At 47.8% G+C, this 19494-nt stretch carries 21 protein-coding genes; 10 read left to right on the top strand and 11 right to left on the bottom strand.

What is annotated here, in order from left to right; all coding sequences use genetic code 11:
• The first annotated feature begins 417 nt into the window (after positions 1-417).
• Positions 418-606 (top strand): carbon storage regulator CsrA, encoded by a 189-nt coding sequence (gene csrA, locus ACJJIP_RS04915; protein WP_444946338.1) that lies wholly within the window; start codon positions 418-420, stop codon positions 604-606.
• A gap of 386 nt (positions 607-992) precedes the next feature.
• On the opposite strand, the gene ACJJIP_RS04910 is transcribed toward csrA, so the two are convergent.
• From ACJJIP_RS04910 to ACJJIP_RS04890, 5 genes are all read right to left on the bottom strand, one after another.
• The gene (locus ACJJIP_RS04910) at positions 993-1379 is read right to left on the bottom strand and encodes a DUF805 domain-containing protein (RefSeq protein ID WP_444946337.1); all 387 of its coding nucleotides are present in this window, start codon (positions 1377-1379) and stop codon (positions 993-995) included.
• Between the two features lie 149 nt (positions 1380-1528).
• A complete protein-coding gene (locus tag ACJJIP_RS04905; protein ID WP_353376121.1) occupies positions 1529-1834 on the bottom strand; it encodes a DUF5076 domain-containing protein in 306 nt (101 codons plus the stop codon).
• Positions 1835-2935: 1101 nt separating this feature from the next.
• Positions 2936-3535: a dihydrofolate reductase family protein gene (locus ACJJIP_RS04900; RefSeq protein WP_353376120.1), complete on the bottom strand. Its 600-nt coding sequence runs from the start codon at positions 3533-3535 to the stop codon at positions 2936-2938.
• A gap of 49 nt (positions 3536-3584) precedes the next feature.
• Positions 3585-3998, bottom strand: a complete 414-nt coding sequence (locus tag ACJJIP_RS04895; RefSeq protein ID WP_444946336.1) for a hypothetical protein — start codon at positions 3996-3998, stop codon at positions 3585-3587.
• A 152-nt stretch (positions 3999-4150) separates the two neighbouring features.
• Positions 4151-4504 (bottom strand): hypothetical protein, encoded by a 354-nt coding sequence (locus ACJJIP_RS04890; protein WP_444946335.1) that lies wholly within the window; start codon positions 4502-4504, stop codon positions 4151-4153.
• A 2291-nt stretch (positions 4505-6795) separates the two neighbouring features.
• Between ACJJIP_RS04890 and mutS the strand changes: the two genes are divergently transcribed.
• The 4 genes from mutS (at position 6796) to ACJJIP_RS04870 (ending at position 10906) form a co-directional block, all read left to right on the top strand.
• Positions 6796-9447 (top strand): DNA mismatch repair protein MutS, encoded by a 2652-nt coding sequence (mutS, locus tag ACJJIP_RS04885; RefSeq protein ID WP_444946334.1) that lies wholly within the window; start codon positions 6796-6798, stop codon positions 9445-9447.
• A 139-nt stretch (positions 9448-9586) separates the two neighbouring features.
• Entirely contained in the window at positions 9587-9910 is a 324-nt protein-coding gene (fdxA, locus tag ACJJIP_RS04880; RefSeq protein WP_020411359.1) for a ferredoxin FdxA, read from the top strand.
• Between the two features lie 68 nt (positions 9911-9978).
• Complete coding sequence (locus ACJJIP_RS04875; RefSeq protein WP_444946333.1) at positions 9979-10647, top strand: polysaccharide deacetylase family protein; 669 nt, start codon at positions 9979-9981, stop codon at positions 10645-10647.
• A 91-nt stretch (positions 10648-10738) separates the two neighbouring features.
• The gene (locus tag ACJJIP_RS04870) at positions 10739-10906 is read left to right on the top strand and encodes a DUF1328 domain-containing protein (protein ID WP_020411361.1); all 168 of its coding nucleotides are present in this window, start codon (positions 10739-10741) and stop codon (positions 10904-10906) included.
• Positions 10907-10961: 55 nt separating this feature from the next.
• On the opposite strand, the gene ACJJIP_RS04865 is transcribed toward ACJJIP_RS04870, so the two are convergent.
• Positions 10962-11504 (bottom strand): carboxymuconolactone decarboxylase family protein, encoded by a 543-nt coding sequence (locus ACJJIP_RS04865; protein ID WP_444946332.1) that lies wholly within the window; start codon positions 11502-11504, stop codon positions 10962-10964.
• A 98-nt stretch (positions 11505-11602) separates the two neighbouring features.
• Between ACJJIP_RS04865 and dinB the strand changes: the two genes are divergently transcribed.
• The 5 genes from dinB (at position 11603) to ACJJIP_RS04840 (ending at position 15015) form a co-directional block, all read left to right on the top strand.
• On the top strand, positions 11603-12679 hold the full coding sequence (gene dinB / locus ACJJIP_RS04860; RefSeq protein WP_026304883.1) for a DNA polymerase IV: 1077 nt from the start codon (positions 11603-11605) through the stop codon (positions 12677-12679).
• Between the two features lie 308 nt (positions 12680-12987).
• Positions 12988-13515, top strand: a complete 528-nt coding sequence (locus tag ACJJIP_RS04855; RefSeq protein WP_020411364.1) for an RNA polymerase sigma factor — start codon at positions 12988-12990, stop codon at positions 13513-13515.
• A gap of 13 nt (positions 13516-13528) precedes the next feature.
• Positions 13529-13978 carry a hypothetical protein gene (locus ACJJIP_RS04850; RefSeq protein WP_444946331.1) on the top strand — a complete coding sequence of 150 codons (450 nt, stop codon included), beginning with the start codon at positions 13529-13531 and terminating at the stop codon, positions 13976-13978.
• Between the two features lie 125 nt (positions 13979-14103).
• Positions 14104-14682, top strand: coding sequence for a hypothetical protein (locus ACJJIP_RS04845; protein WP_444946330.1), 579 nt, complete (start codon positions 14104-14106; stop codon positions 14680-14682).
• 3 nt (positions 14683-14685) lie between these two features.
• A complete protein-coding gene (locus tag ACJJIP_RS04840; protein ID WP_444946329.1) occupies positions 14686-15015 on the top strand; it encodes a hypothetical protein in 330 nt (109 codons plus the stop codon).
• A gap of 23 nt (positions 15016-15038) precedes the next feature.
• On the opposite strand, the gene ACJJIP_RS04835 is transcribed toward ACJJIP_RS04840, so the two are convergent.
• The 5 genes from ACJJIP_RS04835 to ACJJIP_RS04815 form a co-directional block, all read right to left on the bottom strand.
• Positions 15039-15500 (bottom strand): MaoC family dehydratase, encoded by a 462-nt coding sequence (locus tag ACJJIP_RS04835; protein WP_020411368.1) that lies wholly within the window; start codon positions 15498-15500, stop codon positions 15039-15041.
• Between the two features lie 94 nt (positions 15501-15594).
• Complete coding sequence (locus ACJJIP_RS04830; RefSeq protein ID WP_444946328.1) at positions 15595-16371, bottom strand: SDR family NAD(P)-dependent oxidoreductase; 777 nt, start codon at positions 16369-16371, stop codon at positions 15595-15597.
• 1 nt (position 16372) lies between these two features.
• Positions 16373-17149 (bottom strand): SDR family oxidoreductase, encoded by a 777-nt coding sequence (locus ACJJIP_RS04825; RefSeq protein ID WP_020411370.1) that lies wholly within the window; start codon positions 17147-17149, stop codon positions 16373-16375.
• A 58-nt stretch (positions 17150-17207) separates the two neighbouring features.
• Positions 17208-18263 (bottom strand): phosphotransferase, encoded by a 1056-nt coding sequence (locus tag ACJJIP_RS04820; protein ID WP_444946327.1) that lies wholly within the window; start codon positions 18261-18263, stop codon positions 17208-17210.
• Positions 18256-19488: an acyl-CoA dehydrogenase family protein gene (locus tag ACJJIP_RS04815; protein ID WP_282952761.1), complete on the bottom strand. Its 1233-nt coding sequence runs from the start codon at positions 19486-19488 to the stop codon at positions 18256-18258. Before ACJJIP_RS04815 ends, ACJJIP_RS04820 begins: the two co-directional genes overlap by 8 nt.
• Positions 19489-19494: the final 6 nt, after the last annotated feature.

Here is a 19494-nt window from a genome sequence, read left to right as displayed (position 1 = left end):
ATCAATATTGTAAGCTGTAATTGAACAGGCTTCTGCAGGCCAACAGCTTAAGAACTGCATTAGAACCCAAATTTCTAAGAGCCCCATCCCCTCAAGAGGAGAACGGTAGAGTGACATAAGAGTAGATGAAAGGCACTGATCCAAGGTACAACACCAGGGGCCAGCTAACCAAATTGATAGAACAAGTATCAAGATGGTTATATGGATAATACGCTAGAAACCCACTCGTCTTCAATAAAGTCGAGTACATTCAGCAGCTTGGAGCGACGCCCTAAGCTCTGGGAGTGTTGCATCCGTCTTTTCTTCTTTTACGCCTATCGTTCTCCTGCACCACCTCTTATTTCCTTCATGTACTACTTTCTAAACTTTCTCACCAAAGAATGCCCCTCATGAATTGAGTATCATTAGGAAATGAATATGCTGATCTTAAAGCGCCGGACAAGCGAAAACCTACGGATTGGGACAAGTGTCACTGTTACAGTATTGGAGGTTAAGGGTAATCAAGTAAAGAAAGGAATACCTGCCCCCAAGTCTTTGGCCGTACACCGCGAAGAAATTTTTATGCGGATTCAAAAGAAGCGAAAAGCCGGCAAAAAAAATTTCTGAGGAGCGGATTCTCTCAACAGAAAGCGCCCGTAGTGAACCCATACTTCCTTGCAAGGCCATTTAGCCTAGCATTGAGGAGGTCATGACACTATTTAATAGTGCAAGCCCTAGAGGGGCAAAAAAGCCAAGTGTTAAGCATCTGGGAATCCACTCCGAAATAAAGATCGTCTCCATAAAGGCCTGAAAACCCAAAAGGCTTGCTATCCTCAGAATTAAGAACTCAACCAGAATAAATTTTTCCGTTTTAAACGCCGTATATTTTTAGCTAAAAACTCATGATTCACGAATAAAACCCCGGAAGAATTGGATCTGTTGAGTACTCGTGTGTCACGCAGCACAAAACCGTCGAAATGTAACTGACTGGCAGTAAACTTAGCATGCGGCACTTACTTTCGGTAAATTGATTTCCCGTATTTATTATCTTTAAAATCACCGATTGTGGTTCCACACTCCAACAATATCCAAATCCAGCCGATTACAGGCCAAAATTGAATTAATCCCCACCAGCCTCTCTTGCCAATATCGTGATACCTTTTGGCCGTAACAGCCAATAGTGGCCAAAGAAGAACGACAAATAAGCTCAAAGCAGCATTTATGCTTACATCGACCAACAATATCGGCATTAGAGAGATTGGTAAAAAAGCCAGCAAAAATTGCCTTCTTGCGATTCTACCATCAAAGCTAAAAAGCAAAGCTTTAATAGAAACTGATCTAGGGCTATCAAGAGTAACTAATTTTACCCTTTCAATGGGAGAACGACCTAAAATTTCCATTGATTCCTCTTTACTATTAACATCCGCACTAGCAGCTTTATTGAAGTCCAGCGGAAATATGTGATCTTTCTCCTATAAAACGGGGCAAGATCACAATCCGCTGCTGGCCCTTGTTAGCTACGTTTAAAGATCACTCCATGATTTTTCATCTATTCCTTAAGATAACCACCCCGAACATCAGAAGTAGATAAATCCAGTTCATTGTTAAGAGCTTCAACTATATCAACTATAACATCATAGCCATCAACGTTTTTGCTTTCTGAGATTGCGCTTGCAAGGTGTTTTATAGTATCTGCCAAGAATATCCCCCAGGCCTTTTCCTCTTGAAATTCATGGTTACGGAAAAGATGTGGATTGATAGAAGTCCATTGAGCGCCATTGGCGACAAAAGCTCGAATTAATTCAACCGAATTTTCATCCTGAACCGCTGCAGGAGGTATTTCCAATTCATTCATAACATTCCTGATATGCACTACTACCACGGCAATTATCGGCCAGTCAAGCAGCGCTTGGCAAGACCTTGCTGCCAAAACCAGCAGTCTGGACAGATTGCTTTATTATACTCTTTTCCACTCATACCACAGATAGTGATACCCTTGGATCTCTCTGACAACGTAGCGCTGAGAACAGCTACTGCACTGAACACAGTAATGCTTTTCTTATAGATCTTTCGAACTTCAGAACTTTCGATAGAAATATTTTCAGAATCTTTTTCTGGCTGGAACAGCTAATCGGCTGGATAAAACTGACAAATACACCCCTGATCCGCTGAAACGAACTCTATTTTTTATGGCGAATAATAGATGATGCTCATTCGATATAAAAGCACCACCAGCTCGACTATTGACGCATGCCTCCTAAAATCGTTCAAATATGGCGACAAGGCCATTATCCTTGACAAATCTCAAGATGCTTTTATCTCAAAAGCAGCATCTCTTACTTTTGATACACCATAAGAAAGAAGCCTATTTAACCACGGATCTTTTCGCAAAAAATTAAACAATCTTTTCACCTACCTGAAAGCATTACGCCCGGTACATCGACGATCAAAACAAAGCGAAGCGACGTATAGTCCGTCTGGACTAACGCTTTCACTGAGTGTAGGTACTGCTGTTTTTTTTCAATGGATGGCTCAACTTACGAAGCCATTTATAAAATAAAAAAACACAGCTATGGGGATAGGGTATATAAATCCCATATAAATTTGTTCGATAGCTTCAGGTGAATTTAGCTATTGACGAAATTTACTCAATTCATCCAGTTACTTTAGGTTAGGGGGAAACTCGCTTAACCTCTTTCCTCTGTGACGAAACAAGGCACTGCACATAGGCTAAAGTAAGAAGAATACTGGCATACCCTATTCTACCGCAATAAGTTTCTCGGCGTTTTACCAATTATTAACGATCTCCGCTTGATAAAAATAGTTTACTGTTAATAGTTACCCATTTGCACATAGTGGAACCAGTATTTTGGTATAGATGTGGTTGATTATATTTATACAGTTAACATCTCGCATCAACGGCCATGTAAGTAATGTGTCCGCTTGCATGCACTTATTATACAGCACCGCCATCTAGTGATTGATAGAAGTGCATAAAAGCACCTGAAGGACAGGTCGCAAATTTGATGAGTTTGTATTTTGACGAAATGTCACCGTTTTCAAATAAGCGTTTCCCTTCTCCAACAACTACTGGGAACGTCCAAAGTCTCAGCTCATCTACCAGATTATGCTTGAGAAGTGACTGCACCAACTGCCAACTTCCGTGAACCTGTAGTAGTGGTCCTTCCATTTCTTTAATTTTGGCAACCTCTTCGGCCGCATCCGAGCCCCTTAGCTTAATTGAATTATTCCATGTAAGATCATCAGTCCTTGATGTCACGACGTATTTTTTTGCCTGATTAAGTTTTTCCGCAGCTGGATTACCTGGTTCAACATTTGCAAAATTCGAGGCAAACAAATTGTAGGTATTGCGTCCTAATAGCAGATCATACGGTTCCGCCATTGCCTCCTTTCCAACCTGCTCCATGACTTCATCCCAATAATCCTTGGCCCAGCCTCCATGACTGAAACCGCCTGAAAAGTCTTCCTCGGGTATGCTCGGTGCCTGCATTACGCCGTCAAGCGTTTGAAATATCAGTATGGCCAGATTTCTCATTGGTTGATTCTCACGAAGAGTCAAATCTTTTGGGTCGTATAACGCCAAGCTAAGCGGTGCCCTTTACGGCACCCTTGCTTGAAAGTCTGATTAGCCTTTTAAGGTGGCATCTAGCACCGTAGTAGAAAAATGGTGGCGCTAGAAAGCCAGACAATAAAATATACCATACCGGCACCTCACGTGCTGGGAAAAACGCTAACACTAATATTATTGAAGAGACGATAAGAGGGTTAAGCAATTTACCTTTTCTGGATATTTTAGAGATTATAAAGCCCGACCAGAAGTAGCTAGAGATACATGCAAAAAATAAAATAATCAGCTCTTCAGTGATATATGGAGCGTCATATGGCTGGGAACCAAATAGTAAAATTTTAATAAACACTGAGATTACAGCTATAACGACAACACCAAGCAGGCCAAGAAAACCGCCCAAGAAAATTCCTTTTAGATCTATATTATTCATAAAATCCCCAGAAGAAGCTAATGCCCGCAATAGGGGTAATCAATGCTGTGCAAAATTGGGAGTGTACCGACCTACACAAAATATGCACAGCGCTGTGCGTCCCGCTAAGGCCCGCAACGCCATAGCAAACTGCTTACGCTTGTTATACATCTCTAGCTTACCGAACCCGGTAAAAACTCAATTGCACAACCATCTCTCTCTAAAATATAGCCATCCATATAATAGCCACGGAGTGACTCTTTAAAGAAATAGATTTTATCGCCAAACGTCAGCTTTTCCTTGACGTCTACAAGAAGTTTGGATTCTGAAATAGGATCAAGACCTAATTCTTTTCTCCTTTTATTTATATGCGTCTTAATTTCAGAAACTAGTAACGGCCCAAATATCTCCACACCTTCCTTAGAATATAGGTCCTCCATAGATGGACTTTCCTTGGCGCAAGCGAATACTAAATTTGTTGCACTAAATATGGAAAAAAGTACTGCAGAGAAAATTGTCTTATTCATAATGTATAATGACCAGATTTTGAGTAGTCGGAATGCAGTGTAGGCTGCCCCAGCCACGTGAAGCACGGCGACAACAGCGCTTTGTTATGTGTTTTTGGCATGCTCCCTGCTCAGCACTTTAATGAGTATTATTGTTGATTGTACTAGGGCGAATGATAAAGCTATGCCCCATGTAACCCAGAATGCTACGTATTGGAACCCGCGATTATTTGCATACAAATCTGGAGACGGATTCCTAGCCAATTATTCCATCATTATGGAAGCATATATTTCGTCTAGAAAATGGATACCAACTGTTCCCAGAATAAAATATACCGCAACATAGATGCGCCTGCCCTTCTTACTCATTCTTACCTCGAGTTACACATAACGCCACCGGCAGGGGCAGCTTATCTTGTGCACTTTTTGCGCAAAAAGGGAGCGTAGCAACCCATGCAAAATATGCACAAGGTAAGCTACGCCACGGAGGGCCGAAAGCCAGGAGCTTTATTGCCTGGCGTTGTTAACTATGATGCAGGATGTAGTACCCAACAGCCCATAACAGTGCCACATTCAGAACGCCGATCACATAGCCAAAAACTCTAATATTCTTTTCTTTCATACAGCTTTGAAAATAGCCGACAGTGAACCCTAAATAAACCACTGGGAGTGCCACTGTCATAATAAACCATACAATTTTGTATGCATTATAGTCAAAGCTATCTAGGGTCTTCTTGATTTTGGGAAATCGCTCTTTTCCCTCCTCCGATCCTAGAATCGTAGGAATGAGACTTCCGTAGCCTATTAAAAATAATAGAAGCTACAACATGAACATTAATACTACCAATATTTCTTCCCGGCTTTGGCAGTTAACTCCGCGATAATCGGAACAGCATGCGAAGCGTGGTGTGTCCGGTGGAAGTCCGTAGGGCTGGAACGAAATTCATCACCTTGTTATGCCTTAAACAAGTCATTGATAAAACTAACTGGGGACTTTTTACTTACCACCAGATCAGAAATAGCATTGACAAATAACTCCTTATCAGAAGCGGGTCCTGGTCCATGATTTGCTCTGCTATCTTTCGATCGTTCCGTAAGCATTGTGCCGACCTCACCATTCATTGGGTTAACGAAATATTCCAAACTGAAACATCTATAAATCTCACTACCCTTTGGCTTTACCAGGCCTGGTAATAGGTTTCGTTTCTCTGAGTAGGCATAGGTAGATTAATTGTTGTTAGCTCCACCCTTTTTTCAATCTCATCAACGAAAACATCGATTTTTTTCTTGATATAATTTCATCTTCCGGAAATTTTTCTACAAAACTATCCCAAGCATTAGAAAACACACTTCAACCATTCCTATCTATAGCCGCCACAAAATTTTCAATTGCATCACTAAATATTACTTTCGGAAGTAGTATTCTAGTCATGCAATAATGATGCTCTTTGTTCTCAGTTATTCCACTCTTTAGTTCTTAACCTCTGAGAGACATAGCAGCCAATTCAAAAGCAGCCTCTATATAATTCTACCGTCTTAAATCAAAGTCCGCTTAAAAAGCCAACAAAATCAAAAAGCTACATCAAGTGTCACGAAATCAAACAGGTAGACATATAGCAGCGCCTTTATACTTCCAAGCTTTCTCTGCTCTGTATCATTTTTCAGTTCCCTTAAATATCAACAAGTTCGAAAATTTCCTCATGAAGTAGGAGAAGCTTCTCTTGAACTTTGATATACGAAGTGGGATTTAGCTATCAGCACTGTATTTTCCTAACTTGATTACGTACATGCGTCCTAGTGGAAAGTGCGCTACCAATAATTTTCTTTGTGCACCACTATGAAGAATCAGGAGTTACATAGATACCTAGCCTTACATCTTCTTAACTGCCAGGCCCTCCTATAAGTAACATCACACTCTTAAGAGCAAGGTAAGGTGAGAGGTTTTACCTCAAAATCAAAACACCGTATTTCCCTATCAAAGCTTTGCTCTTTAATACATTCGTTTGCTACAAACCATTCCTCTTGCGGTTGATCAGCTATCCATAGTGGTTTGCCCCTCACTCTGCTATTCTGCGCCCCCTATAAAAGAAGCCCTTCGAACTCTGGGCTGGGCTTCCTGTCCAGACCTGCCAAGATTGCGCGCTTCAGGAACATCAGGTTTGGGCTTTCCGTTCAATTTTTGATCGAACGCTTCTGCTTTTTATGCCCTGGAACAAACCTGCCCCCTACCCCAGTATGAGCTAGCCGTATCTCTTGCGGGGCTCTCGGGGTTTGCGAACACTTTTGTAATTTACTGATTTTCTTAGAGAAAAATGCCAAAAACCGCAAGCAAAACCAAAGCCGCGAAGCCCGAACACACTCCCATGATGCAGCAATACATGCGCATCAAAGCCCAGCACCCCCAGGAGCTGGTGTTCTACCGTATGGGGGACTTTTACGAGCTGTTCTTTGATGATGCCAAGAAGGCTGCAGAACTGTTAGATGTCACCCTTACAGCACGAGGCAAATCAGGCGGTGAGCCAATCCCCATGGCAGGCATTCCTTACCATGCCGCAGAAGGATATTTAGCGCGTTTGATCAAGGCTGGTGTATCTGTAGCGATTTGTGAGCAGATTGGCGATCCAGCCACCAGCAAGGGACCCGTTGAGCGGCAAGTAGTAAGGATTGTCACCCCTGGTACCGTCACTGATGAAGCTCTCCTCAATGACCGTCGCGATAACCTGTTGGCTGCCATCTCTCACTTAGGTGATGGTTTTGGCCTGGCACTATTAGACTTGGCCACTGGCCGCTTTGTGGTGCAAGAGACCGATACCCTTGAGGCTCTTGCTGAACAGGTTCAACGGCATAATCCCGCAGAACTTCTAGCTCCAGAAGATCTCACTTTGCCGGCGGAGATTGAGCGCCGCACCGGTTTGCGCCGCCGCGCCCCCTGGGAATTCGAATTGGAAACTGCCCTGCGCCTGCTGAATCAGCAATTTGGCACCATGAATCTGGAAGCCTTCGGCTGCAGCCATATGCACGGTGCGGTAGTCGCCGCTGGTTGCCTACTGCAATATGCGCGGGATACCCAGCGTACCGAACTTCCCCATATTCGTGGCCTGCTCACCGAAAGCGGCGATGAAACAGTTGCCTTGGACGGTGCCAGCCGCCGCAACCTGGAAATCGACCTAAACCTCAACGGCGGCGATGACAATACCCTGCTGTCAGTTTTTGATAGCTGCAAAACCGCAATGGGTAGCCGTTTACTACGCCGTTGGTTAAATAACCCTCTGCGCCAGCTCACTACACTGCGCAACCGCCAGGATGCTATTGCGGCCCTGATTGCTGATTATGGTTTTGAACCACTGCGTGATGCCCTGAAACCTGTTGGGGACATGGAGCGTATCCTGGGCCGCTTGGCATTGCGCTCTGCACGCCCCCGCGACTTGGCACGCCTTGGCCAATCCCTGGCACAGTTCCCCGAAATTCAGGGGCAATTAGAAGATTCAGATGCCACGCTGCTCAGAGAGTTATGCAGCCAGGTCGGTGAATGGCCAGAGACCGTGGCGCTTCTGCAAAAGGCCATTATCGAAAACCCGCCTGTCGTAATACGCGATGGCGGGGTTATCGCCACCGGCTATGACGAAGATTTAGATGAGCTGCGGGCTATCAGCGAGAACGCCGGGGATTATCTGGTTCAGCTGGAGCAGCGAGAGAAAGAGCGCACAGGCATCCCAACCTTAAAAGTGGGTTACAACCGGGTGCATGGCTACTTTATCGAGATCAGCCGGGGCCAGAGTGACAAAGCGCCAGCCGAATATATCCGCCGCCAGACCCTGAAAAATGCCGAGCGCTTTATTACTCCGGAATTAAAGGAGTTCGAGGACAAGGCACTCTCCGCCAAGAGCCGCGCATTGGCTCGGGAGAAAGCACTTTATGAGGAACTGATCAATCAGCTAAATGAGTCCCTGGCAGAGCTGCAAGCCGCTGCGGCCGGTATTTCTGAACTGGATGTATTGGCCTGTTTGGCCGAGCGAGCGGACGACTTGCGCCTCTGCCGCCCCGAACTGGGTACCGAGCCGGGTCTGCATATTACCGGCGGGCGCCACCCGGTAGTCGAGCAAGTTTTAGACGAACCCTTCGTAGCCAACGATATCGAGCTTCGCGACGACCGACGCATGCTGGTCATTACCGGTCCAAACATGGGTGGTAAATCTACCTATATGCGCCAAACTGCGCTGATTGCATTGCTGGCCCACTGCGGCAGCTATGTTCCCGCAGACAGCGCCCAGATCGGTCTACTGGATCGTATCTTCACCCGTATCGGCAGCGCCGATGACCTGGCCGGTGGCCGCTCTACCTTTATGGTAGAGATGACCGAGACAGCTAATATCCTGCGTAATGCCAGCGAGCACAGCCTGGTGCTGATGGATGAGATTGGCCGCGGCACCAGTACTTACGATGGCCTCTCCCTGGCCTGGGCCTGTGCTCACTATCTGGCAGGGGAAGTACGCGCCTTTACCCTTTTTGCCACTCACTACTTCGAACTGACCGATCTACCCAGCCAATGTGCAGAAGCAGCCAATATCCATTTGGATGCCACTGAGCACGGTGAAGGTATCGTCTTCCTGCACCGCATTCAGGAAGGGCCCGCGTCTAAAAGTTATGGATTGCAGGTCGCCAAGCTGGCGGGTATTCCTGCAGATGTGCTTACCGAAGCCCGCGCCCGCCTTGCAGCATTGGAGGCCGGCGTCCAATCAGTAGATGTTCCGGCTCCTCTCTCCAAACCCGCGCCGGCCCCCAGGCAGGAACCGGAAACAGCGGTAGCTCCAGCGGCTACGGCACCCGGCTCTCCCCAGCAGGTTGACCTGTTCGGCAGCCCCAGCCACCCGGCGGTAGATGCCCTGGAAGGGCTGGACCCGGACGATATGACGCCACGTCAGGCATTGGAAGCACTCTACTCTTTGCGCAAGCTATTGAAGTGAAGACTTGGGCGACAGCTGTCGTCCAACGCAACTTGTTATAAACAGTGAACTAAATCGACTGAAAAGCCACTACAATTCGCGCCAGTAATTGATAAAATCCGCTGCACGAAGAATTCAGTGGCACTATCGAGGGACAAACATGACATTCGTAATTGGGGAAAACTGCATTAAGTGCAAATACACTGACTGTGTAGAGGTTTGCCCGGTAGACTGTTTTTACGAAGGCCCCAACTTCCTGGTTATTCACCCCGACGAGTGTATTGACTGCGCCCTGTGTGAACCGGAGTGTCCCGCCAATGCGATTTTCTCGGAGGATGAAGTTCCTGATGACCAGCAGGAATATATTGAGCTGAACGCTGAGCTCGCTGAAGTCTGGCCCAATATCACTGAGAAAAAAGACCCATTACCAGATGCCGAGGAATGGGATGGTAAGAAGGGTAAGCTCGAGCTTCTCGAGCGATAACAGCCTACAAAAAAGCCGTCACTGACGGCTTTTTTCATTTTTGAGCTTTAATAAAGCAGGATAGCTAAATGAGAATAATTATAACTGCGATTTCAATTATTTATTTAAGCTTTTCTCTAGCCACTTTGGCTAATACTGGGAAGGAAAAACAGATTGCCCTGGCCTTTGGCGAGGGCCCCGTACCCGGGGTAACAGAGTCCCTATTACAGCAACTCGATGCACTCCAAATCAAAGCCACCTTTTTTCCTGTCGGCATGCAAATGGAACAGTTTCCCGAACAAACTCGCGCCATTATTAATGCCGGTCACCAGCTGGGAAATCACGGTTACTCCCACATCAACCTGGCTGAACTACCCCTAAGCAGTGCTAAGGAGGAAATCAAAAAAACCTGTAAATTACTCCAAAGCCATGGCTACCAGGAACGCCCAATGATTATGCCGCCATTTGGCAATATATCCGTTGAGCTCAGTGATTTACTGGAAGAACAGGAGTTCCAGCTGGCTGAATGGGATCTTGAGCCCCGCCTTCATGTCGACATGAGTGAACCTGAGTCAATTGCCGACTATGTGGCAGAAAACGCTACCGATGGCAGTGTGGTGATGTTTCATCCCATGTATGAACACAGTGAGCAGATTATTGAGGCCCTCCCGCTGATCAGCACTCAACTCCACCAGCAAGGATTTCGTTTTGTTACTCTCGCCCAAATAGCAGAGAGCGAGAAAATCGAAAACTTGTAAGAGACAGCAGACGACATTATCAATAAGGCCAATGGGAGCCGGGTATTGAACTCTGCGGCCCACTCCCGTACTCACATTGGGAGCTATCGCCATGTTGCGCTGGGCCATACTCTTTCTGGTAATTGCCTTGATCGCCGCCTTCTTTGGCTTCAGTGGTATTGCCACCACGGCGACGGAAATCGCTAAAATTCTCTTCTTTATCTTTATTGTGCTGTTCGTACTGGCACTGATATTCGGTAAATCCAGGCCGCCCAAATAGTATTGCCTGACAAGTAGCTCAGGGATTCAGCCAGTAACCCCGGTATGTGCCGGGGTTACTTTTGGTGTGGTGTGCGAGTCGGGACCAGACTTAGTACTTCTGCCAGGTGGTTAAAGCCCGAAACCAGTTCCATCACTCCCAATGCTTCAAGCAGCTCATCATCCCTGGCCCCTAGCTTTCGCGCTTCAGCGATCAAGTGCCGGCGATGATCATCAGGGGCACTGTTGGCATTGCGGGCCAGATCGAACAGAGCATGTTCTTTTTCTGAAAAATGCACGTTTTTGGGGTCGGTACGGATGCGCATAATCTCCGCAGCATCCACTCCCAGCATTTGCAAAGATGTACTGTGATGATAGATGCCATAGTCACAATGATTGTCCGCGGAAACAGCAAGCCCGATAGCTTCTTTCAGCTGGGCAGACAGGCAACCGTGCAGCATGACCGCCTTAAACTTGTCCCAATTGGCTTTAAGCAACCCCTCGTGGTGTGCATAAACGCGAAACAGGCTCGGTATGCCGCCCAGCTGATCCTGAATCTCTGCAAAAACCCTGACCTCCTCGTCACCATCCGGGCTCTCCACCAAAGGGATGCTGCTCATCGTTCACCTACCTGTTAACCTGGCTGTTATTAACTGGCTCCGGCCCCAGCGACACAATTGACTTCCTGGCGCCCTAAAAGACTGTATATAATCACAGCATGCGAAAGATTATCCATTGCGACTGTGATTGTTTTTACGCGTCGGTTGAAATGCGAGACGATCCCAACCTGCGTGGGCGACCACTGGCTGTAGGAGGTAGCAGTGACCGCCGTGGGGTTATTTCCACCTGCAACTACGAAGCGCGCAGCTATGGGGTGCGCTCCGCTATGCCTACCGCCCAGGCCAAGAAACTCTGCCCTGACTTGATTGTAGTACCCGGTAACATGGCTAAATACCGGGAGGTTAGCGGGCAGATCCGCGAGATATTCCTCGACTACTGCGATGATATTGAACCCTTATCCCTTGATGAGGCCTTCCTGGATGTCACGAATAGTGCTCGCTGCCAGGGCAGCGCCACTCTCATTGCTGAAGAAATCCGCCAGAGGGTAAAAGACAACCTGGGTATCACCATCTCCGCTGGGGTGGCGCCAAACAAGTTCCTGGCCAAGATTGCCAGTGACTGGCGTAAGCCCGACGGCCTCACAGTTATTACCCCCGACGAAGTAGATCAATTTGTTGTGCGCCTGCCGGTTGGCAAAATCCATGGTGTCGGCCGGGTAACCGCTGAAAAAATGCATCGCCAAGGCATTCATACCTGCGCGGATCTGAGACGTTATTCTCAAATCGAGTTAAGTAAACTTTTTGGTAAATTTGGCCGCCGCCTTTATGAACTGAGCCGTGGTATCGACGAGCGCCCGGTTAGTGGTGACGGTGCACGTAAGAGCGTCAGTGTAGAACGCACCTTCAGTGAAGACCTGTGTGAATTTGAGGAATGGCTGGAGCAATTAAGCGCACTTTATATGCGCCTATTGGAACGGGTGGAAAAGCTCGGCGATCGCTACGAAGTTAATGGCGCCACCGTAAAAGTAAAATACGCGGACTTTACCCAGAGTACCCATGAGCGCAGTAGCCGCGCGGGAAGAATCTCTGAGTTTCGGCAGCTGCTACAAGAGTGCTGGGAAAAACGGCCGAACCCTATTCGTCTCCTAGGTGTCGGGCTCAGGCTGACCGACTTACGCGCAGGCAAAGGTCCTGAGCAGCTGCCTCTGCCACTACCAGAATTACTACTTCGATAATTTTTCCACCAGACATAATATTTCTTTTTGCGCCATCTCCCCTTTAAAAAAGGCTTAAAGCGACAATCAACCGCTCGTCAAAAACTGGCGTTGGCCGTTACCCGATGTAAAACCGGGTAAGAAACGGACATCTATACTTCGCAAGCCCAAAGACTCTTAGCCAACCTCTAAAAAACCAGAGTCCACCGGTGCCTGAGAAAATATGTAAGACGCTTAAACATACTACAATTTCCATTATCAACGCCGTATAAACCCAGGCTCCAGAAGCCACCAGAGCTCGGATTATCCGCGTACGGAGGCGCGACAACTTGTCCCGCAAAGCATTTCAACACCTGACAGACGAAGCGCTCCTCGATCACTACAAGGAAACGCGTAAAACTGTCGTATTTCACCAACTTTATACGCGCCACAAAGACGCCTTGTATCGCTATTCAATACAAATGGCGCCAGCCTCTTCCGCAAAAATATTACAAGAGCTCTGGCAAAAAATATTGGAAAACCCGCCACAGTTACATGGCAGGCTTTTTCGCAACTGGTTATTTATTCAAATCAACAAAGCTCTGCGTGAACAACAAGCATTGAACGAGCACAAGTCTACTGCAGTCGATTACCGAAAAAGTGCCGTGCTCGTAGCTATCCAGAAACTTCCCTCCTTGCAGCGCAACATTTTGCTTCTCCATATGGAGTGCAAGCTTTCCCTCGCCACTGTCGCAGATATTGAGCAGATATCCCTGAAAAAGTGTCGGGAATACTATCATCGGGCAAAGGAGCAAATTGAAACGCTGGTGTACGGAGTACAACCAAAACCCTGGCAAGTGGAGGTTATAGAAGAGTGATCGAGGTAGAAGCATGAGCAATTGGGAGCACCAATATCGCGAAGAGGTGTCAGCTTTTACCTCCCCGCAGCAACTGGATACCCAGGTGTTACAGCAAGCAAAAAGGCTACAGCCGAAAAAAGATATCGGCCGAATACTGTCCAGAGCCTCACTCGGCTGCGCCACCATCGCTGCCATCTTAATGTTGGTGCATCCAGCACAGCACCTGGGAGCCCTGACCCCAAGGATGACCCCAGACAACGAAAGTCCTCAACCCGAATTGGAAATCGCCCGGTGGCAGCCTCCTCAAATAGAGTCTGAAACACAGGAAGACCCCTGGCAGGCATTGAGAAATCAGGTTACAGCGGGAAACTATATTGCTCTATGCCAAGAGTGGCGATTACAACAGAGGACCACAGCAGAACAACCCTTACCTCGTGAGCTGCGCAAATTCGCACAAAAGCGCTGTCGCATCCTGCACTAGCGACAGTCAGTTTTGTGTATTACCGCAGCTCCTATTTGAAATCCGGGTATCGGTTTACCAATCGACTCTACAGATGGAAGTCGTAATTAAGGCAAACCTTTCAAGTGCAGTTTGGCTTTACTGAAATGACCTTGATTGACAAAAAACTGCCCACCGAAAAACCAGGCAAAAATCCAGTATTAAAAAATAGCCTAGCCGTGGCTGGTATCTACGGTGCCGGTGGCCCAAGTGCGGGAGACAACCGAGCACTCAGCGCCCTGATCAATGAAATGGGTGGAAGCATGTTTGGCCCAGGCGAGAAGCGCCGGGCTCGAAAGTATCTTGTCCAAGAGGCTAGGCAGAAAAAAAGCCTGATGCTATTTGGCTATAGCCGCGGAGGTACCTCCGCAATTAAGCTTGCCAATATGCTCGGTCGTGTTGGGGTCACTCTAAATCACTTGGTGGTCTTTGATGCACACAGCATTTTTGATAGTAGGACTTTCCACCTTCTGTATGACAACGTCCTCCAGGCCCACAATTTTTTTCAGAGAAATCCGAGAAGCGCTGGACGTTATGGCTGGTGGGGAAGAAATCCTTACTGGGGGAGCCCGTTGATATCAAATTTTATTCAAGTGCAGCAGGTCAACTTTACCGGTGCCTACTATAAGAAAGGGATTCCCGTTTCCCACTTGAATATTGTGCGCCAATCCCTGGCATCTCTATAAATAATGACTGCTGTCAATAAAGTATTGGAAGGCAGGGTCCTAACAGAGCGGACACGCTCACCCAAAGCAGGGCTGGATCTATATCTACTTCGTTTGAATGAACCGATAATGTCGATGCAAAGTTGGGATCGCATTGCAACTGCCCGGAGTGATCGAAATGGCCGTTTTTCTTTTAATATCAGTGAAGCCGGCCCTTATGAGCTGCGCTGGAAACACGAAGCTGACGCGGTAGAACATGAGCTTCATATAGGTGATTTTGATACAAAAAAACAAATAGAAGTTATTTATTCCAACAAAGAAAGAAAGGTCTTCCCCTGGGCTAAAGACCTTTAATAAAGCTGAGCCCCTACCATTTGTTATTTGGTCAGCTGTAGAAACAAACACTCCGCCACGAATGCCGGCCTGACCTCTCCTTCGATATCCATAGTTGCCTGTAACCTGATCAAAAACTGGCCCTGCTTTTTCTCATTGATATCACAGATTTTTGCCCTTACAGCGACTCGGCTACCGACTTTAACTGGCCGAATAAATCGAACCTTTTCCAGTCCATAGTTTACTACCATATGCATTCCCTCAATCTGAATATCGAGCTTCTCTATAAAATGCGATAGCAGTGACAGAGTAAGGAATCCATGAGCGATAGTCCCCCCAAATGGTGTCTGCATTGCAGCTTCAGGGTCAACATGAATAAATTGCCGATCCAGAGTACATTCAGCAAAATTATTAACGCGCTGCTGATCTATCTCCAACCAGTGAGTGGGTTCAATTTCCAGTCCGATAAACTCACCAATTCTCTCTGGCGGAATTAGGGTAGGCATAGAAGGTTCCTTCTTCTGTGTTTTAGCGGGATTAACAAATCGGGGCAGCTGCAATGAGATTGCGGCTGCCCTCGATATTACTAGCACAAAGGAGCTAGTATGCCGATAAACCGCCATCCACCGCTAGTGCCTGGCCCGTAACATAAGTCATCTTCGGAGAGAGTAGCATCAACATAGCCGCTACCACTTCTTCAGGCTCGCCAAGACGCTTCATCGGGCAACCCTCGGCGAGAAAAGCCTGTACCTCTTCCGGGCTGGCCCCAGGGGCCTCCACAGAGGTCACCATAGGCGTCAGGCAATAGAATGGGCAAATGGCATTGACCCGAATGCCATATTTGGCATTTTCCATCGCCGCAGTTTTGGTCAGCCCGATAACCCCATGCTTGGCGGCTGCATATGAGGCAATTTTGGGTGCGCCACCCAGTCCAGCCATAGAGGATACATTGAGCACTACACCGCCACGATCTTTCATTAATGGCAGCTGGTGCTTGAGTCCGAAAAATACGCCCTTCAGGTTTACATTGTACTGGTGGTCCATCATCGCTTCGTCAGTCTGCTTCAGAGACATCATCGGCGGAGCGATACCGGCATTATTTACCGCCATATCCAGGCCGCCGAATTCGGACTCAGCCAGTTGCACGAGAGCAACACAATCCGCTTCAGAGGAAACATCACAGCGTTGAGCGCGCACCTGGATACCATCACTACCCAGGTCATCGGCGAGTTGCATCAGGCCCTCTTCATTGATATCTGCAAGCACCAGGCGCGCTCCACGAGATCCCAATTCTTTAGCCAGCAGCTTGCCAAAACCACTGGCGGCGCCAGTAATTAGGGCAACCTGGTTACCGAAATCCAATATTGGATCTTGCATGTTAAATTCCCCCACAGGAAGTCATTCCGCCATCCACCACTACACATTCCCCCGTGGTGTAACTGGACGCATCAGAAACTAAGTAGAGCACAGTGCCCGCCATCTCCTCAGGCTCAGCGTGACGATGCATGGGGATATGGCCGATTGCAGTTTTATAAATATCCTCGTGAGTAAAAAGCGCCCCGGCAAACTTGGTTTTGGTCAGCCCAGGCAATAGGGCATTAACACGGATATTGAACTGGGCACATTCCTTGGCAAAGGCTTTGGTCATATTGACTACTGCCGCCTTGGTGATGGAGTAGATCCCCTGGCCCACGCCAGGCTGCAGGGCATTCACGGAGGCAGTATTCACAATCACACCACCACCTTGTTCGCGCATCAACTTGCCCGCCTCCACAGACATAAAGAAATAGCCGCGAATATTCACTTCAACCGTTTTTTCAAATGCCGCAAGATCGGTATCGAGGATATGACCAAAGTAGGGGTTGGTAGCCGCATTGTTGACCAGGATATCCAGCCGCCCGAAGCGCTCGCGAACATCGGAAAATACTTTCTGGATGTCTTCCATATTGCCTATATGGCAGGGCATCGCTTCTGCTTTACCACCGGCATCGACAATCGCATCAGCAACGGCTTGGCAGCCTTCGATTTTCCGGCTGGATACCAATACATGGGCGCCCTGCTCTGCCAGCAGTTTTGCAATTGCCTCACCAATGCCTCGGCTCGCACCGGTTACCAGAGCAATTTTTCCGGTGAGATCAAAAAGACTCTTTGCCATTTTTTATCCTTATCATTTTCCCAAAAGCGAAATAAATTGTATCGAGATGACCTTCTAACTAACTCGCCTCGCTGGCGATGCTCATTGCCGTTTGTGCCAGTGGCGCCACCAGCGCACCAAGGCTCGCCGCATTGCGATTTGAGGCGTTTCCATCCTGTGCGCGCTTGGCTACTCCCTGGACTATCGCCGCCAGGCGGAAAAAACTAAACGCTAAATAAAAAGGCCAGTGATCAATGCCCTCAATCCCCATACGCTCACAATACTTGGCCACATAAGCCTGCTCCGAGGGAATACCCAGCGAAACAATATCCAGCCCCAATAACCCGGACATCTTGTCGCCCCCAGCAGGCATACGCATTTGCATGCACTGATAGGCAAGATCCGCAAACGGGTGGCCCAAAGTAGAAAGCTCCCAGTCCAGCAGCGCGATAACTTTGGGTTCTTTAGGATGGAAAATCATATTGTCGAGGCGGTAATCACCGTGTACCAGAGCTACCCGACCATCGTCTTCCGGTAGCGCACTGCCAAGCCATTCGATCAACTCTTCCATCGCCGCAATAGACTGTGTCTCGGAAGCCCGATATTGCCCCGTCCAACGCTCCAGCTGCCGCTGAAAATAATTTCCTGGGCGGCCGTAATCAGATAACCCCAAAGAGTCGATGTCGAGACTATGTAAAGCAGCGAGTACTCGATTCATTTCATCGTACATCGCACTGCGCGCAGGGGCGTCCACTTCGGGAATTGAAGCATTCCAGAAGATCCGCCCCTCACAGTATTCCATCAGGTAAAACATGGAACCGATCAAATCCCGGTCTTCACATAAATGAAAAACCTTGGGTACCGGTACATCAGTATCAGCCAAAGCAGACATAACACGGTATTCACGATCCACAGCATGAGCGGATTTCAATAGTTTTCCCGGGGGCTGCCGGCGCAATACATAGGTATTTGAAGGGGTTTCCAGCTTAAAGGTGGGATTGGATTGACCCCCAGAGAATTTACTCACTTTCAGTGGCCCGGAAAAACCTTCAACATTTGCGCTGAGGTATTCGCGCAACTTTTCCAGTGGCAAAGCTTCCACCGAACTACGGGATTCCTTTACTGTTTCAGACATGCTCCTCTCCCTGTGCAGTCTCTATGGCATAACGCGCAGCCAGGTTGCGTCCCAACTGCATCATATGCACTTGGTCCGGTCCATCGGCTAAACGGATAGTGCGCGCGTAAGCATAATGGTGGGCCAAGCTATAGTCCTGGCTCAACCCTGCCGCACCGTGAATCTGGATAGCGCGGTCAATCACCTTGCAGGCCATTTGCGGTGCAACAATTTTAATCATGGCGATCAGGTCTTTGGCCGCTTTATTGCCAAGCCGATCCATTTGCGCTGCAGCTTTTAAAGTTAGCAGACGCGCCTGCTCAATTTCACAGGCAGACTTGGCAATATCCTCCCGTACAGACCCCTGTTTGCTCATGGGGCGACCAAACACAATACGTTTTTCCGCGCGGCTTGCCATCATTTCCAGGGCGCGCTGGGCCTGGCCAATCAGGCGCATGCAATGGTGAATTCTGCCCGGCCCCAAACGTCCCTGAGCTATTTCAAAACCACGCCCTTCTCCGAGAATCAGGTTAGACGCGGGCACCCGCACATTATCAAAGATCACCTCCGCATGACCTTCCGGGGCATCATCGTAACCAAATACCCGCATGGGCCGAATTATTTTTACCCCAGGGGTATCTGTGGGAACCAGGATTTGAGATTGCTGGCGGTGCCGATCCGGATTAGCGGGATCGGTCTTGCCCATCACAATCATGACCTTACAGCGCTTATTCATCAGGCCACTAATATAAAATTTATGACCATTAATCACATATTCATCGCCATCGCGCACGATGGAAGTTTCAATGTTCGTGGCATCGGAAGAGGCTACCCTGGGTTCGGTCATGGCGAATGCCGAGCGAATATTGCCTTCCAGCAATGGCCTCAGCCAGGTTTCCCGTTGCGCTTCCGATCCGTACTGGGTCAGTACTTCCATATTCCCGGTATCCGGGGCGCTGCAATTAAAAACTTCTGAGGCAAATAAGACCTTCCCCATCTCTTCCGCCAAAGGCGCATATTCCAAGTTGGTAAGGCCGGCACCATAGCGGGAGTCGGGTAAGAATAAATTCCACAGCTCAGCCTCCCGGGCCTTTTCTTTTAAAACCTCCATAATAGGGGGCTCGCCCCAGGGATCATCCTGTAACTGCTGAATATAAGTACTCTCAGCAGGATATACATATTCCTGCATAAAGCTTTTGAGCCGCTCCAACAGGCCCTTTACCTTTTCTGAATATTCAAACTCCATGTCTTC

This window comes from Microbulbifer variabilis (genome assembly GCF_052467165.1).
This window is presented reverse-complemented; position numbering and strand designations above follow the sequence as displayed.